At 35.6% G+C, this 1,508-nt stretch carries 2 protein-coding genes; both read right to left on the reverse strand.

The genetic code is table 11. The features are described from left to right. Positions 1–1,227: ABC transporter permease (locus tag VNJ50_RS00305; protein WP_325577942.1), on the reverse strand; the 1,227-nt coding region annotated here is incomplete at its 3' end. A gap of 18 nt (positions 1,228–1,245) precedes the next feature. Beyond that, positions 1,246–1,508 (reverse strand): hypothetical protein (locus VNJ50_RS00310; RefSeq protein ID WP_325577944.1); only part of this gene is annotated, 263 nt, incomplete at its 5' end.

Raw genomic sequence — 1,508 nt, forward strand, 5'->3', positions numbered from 1 at the left:
ACCAAATCCTTCCTGTAAAATCGAGGATGGAATATCCAAATAACAAAAACTCTCATCAATCGCGCCGCTATATTTCAGTTTAAAACTGACGGAATCTCCTAACGCAACTTCACGTCCAAAATCAATGAGTAATATTTGATGATCACGGATAAATGAGAGTGCTTTGTCGTTTTCTGTCACTTCGTTCACTTTTAATCCAGGGTTCAAACAAAAAGTGAAAATAGCTGATTGACTTAAGGCTGTTCCATGCATCTTAACTTCAGTAGATACAGTTTGTGAATGCTGATTTAGATCGATATCATATTGGTCGATTACCATCTTCGGCTTGTTCACATACTGGTTGTTTACATCGATAAATGTTTGACGTCTGTTTTCAGTTTTTAAGATAGTTCCTACATGATTATAAGATGCCCATAACCCTGAAGCAAAAAATAAAAATGATAAATAAAGCCAGCGATATTTTCCTGTTTTTGAATTAGGGAGCCTTCTGAACAGAAAAATTGAAAGGCAGATAAATCCCAATCCAAGCATAAAGTAAATCATGCGGTGATTAATAAGTGTTGACCAATTTGAAAACCCAACTATTGTAGATTTCACTAAGGGTAGGTTATAAACCATATAGTCAAACAAGTAATAAAACTTGTCTCCTACATAAAAGAGGGTAAGCGCAATATAACCCAGTAAAAAGATAAAAGTAATAGCTTGGCTTTTTAGAATAAGCATAAGTGCAATTGATAAGCCAAATATATAAATCAGAGTGGGAATACAAATCAGTACAAAATAGATGATATAAGCCGTCCAATCTATCGAGACACCGGAGATAAAATTGAATAAAGCCACTAAAACAATTGCAAAAAGGTTCAAACGAAGGAAAACCCGCATGTTACCCCAGATCTTACCAATCACATATTCCGCATTACTTAATGAGTGGACATAAAACACCTCGGAGGTGTCAAGTTTTTTGTCCGATTTCAAAAATTCCGACGAAAGGAAAACAGCAATGATAGCCTGTCCAGTATTTAATAACATCAGATTAATATATGGAATATTGGCAGGTAATGATTTCATCAGCCAATTTCCACCACCACTCTGAAAGACAAGTGACCCAAAGTTGAAAATGCATATAAATAAAACTGCCAATATCATGAAAATACGATAAAACCAACTACGCATGAGCAATTTGCTCTCGTACTTTGCAACTGAATTTATATTAAATAATATGGACATGTTAAAGGTTTATATAATTTAGTTTTCAACCCAACGGTTTAGCTTTTTCTCCATAAAGTAAACATATGCGTGTTCAAGATTGGGCGGATATGGCTCTGCATCGTATCCCACAATCTCATCGGCAACAACCTGTACTTCCCATCCCGTTCCCGAAGGTACAGTGGTAATAACTGGATATATTTTGTCTATTATAGGTAGCTCATCACTGTGTATTTTCATCCGCCAAACCTTACCTTCAGCCTCTTTTCTCAGATCTTCTGGAGAACCGAAAAATGCAATTT

The organism is Gelidibacter sp., assembly GCF_035577925.1.
In the GTDB taxonomy this organism is placed as follows: Bacteria; Bacteroidota; Bacteroidia; order Flavobacteriales; family Flavobacteriaceae; genus Gelidibacter.